Raw genomic sequence first — 1,050 nt, forward strand, 5'->3', positions numbered from 1 at the left:
GCGCCGCACGGATCGCGCCCGACTCGGGCGCGATCCGTGCGGCGCGCGCCAACATCCGCCAGCACATAAAATACACCAACTGGCTGGCCGGCACCCGCCATTGGCTGGCCGGCTCGAGGGTCACCTATGCCGATCTCGCGGCCGCGGCGACGCTGTCGGTGCTCGATTATCTCGGCGAGATAGACTGGCGCGAGCACAGCGCTGCTCGCGAATGGTACACGCGGGTCAAGTCGCGGCCTTCCTTCCGGCCGCTTTTGACCGACCGGGTGCGCGGCCTGTCACCGGTGTCGCATTATGCGGACCTCGACTTCTGACGCCGCAAAACTGCGCGCGCTGATCGACGCTGAGGCGCAGCGCGCCGGCTTCGATGCCGTCGCCGTCACCTCCCCCGATGCGATCCCGCTGGCGCCGGCGCGCCTGGCCGAATTCGTCGCCGATGGCTTTCACGGCTCAATGGACTGGATCGCCGAGACGCTGCAACGCCGCAGTGAACCAACGGCCCTCTGGCCGCAGGTACGCTCGATCGTCGTGCTGGCGATGAACTACGGCCCCGACCATGATCTTCGCGAAGTGCTGGCCAAGCGCGACCGCGGCGCGATCTCGGTCTATGCGCAAAACCGCGACTATCACGATGTGATGAAAGGCCGGCTGAAGGAGATCGCCGGCAAGCTCGTTGCCCGCGCCGGCGGTGACGTGAAGGTGTTCGTCGACACCGCACCTGTCATGGAAAAGCCGCTGGCCGAAGCCGCCGGGCTTGGCTGGCAAGGCAAACACACCAATCTGGTCAGCCGCGAGCACGGCTCCTGGCTGTTCCTCGGCACCATCTTCACCACCGCTGAACTGGTGCCCGACCGCGCCGAAATCGACCATTGCGGCTCCTGCCGCGCCTGCCTCGACGCATGCCCGACCGATGCTTTTCCGGCGCCCTACCGGCTCGATGCGCGGCGCTGCATTTCCTATCTCACCATCGAGAACAAGGGGCCGATTCCGCACGAATTCCGCGAAAAGATCGGCAACCGCATCTATGGCTGCGATGACTGTTTAGCCGCC

At 65.9% G+C, this 1,050-nt stretch carries 2 protein-coding genes; both read left to right on the plus strand.

What is annotated here, in order from left to right:
- Positions 1-314: glutathione S-transferase family protein (locus tag ENZ74_RS32795; protein WP_164761443.1), on the plus strand; the 314-nt coding region annotated here is incomplete at its 5' end.
- Positions 295-1,050: tRNA epoxyqueuosine(34) reductase QueG (gene queG, locus ENZ74_RS32800; RefSeq protein WP_127313335.1), on the plus strand; the 756-nt coding region annotated here is incomplete at its 3' end. The genes ENZ74_RS32795 and queG, both read left to right, overlap by 20 nt.

The organism is Mesorhizobium sp. M7A.F.Ca.CA.002.15.2.1, from assembly GCF_003998715.1.
Taxonomy (GTDB): Bacteria; Pseudomonadota; Alphaproteobacteria; order Rhizobiales; family Rhizobiaceae; genus Mesorhizobium; species Mesorhizobium ciceri.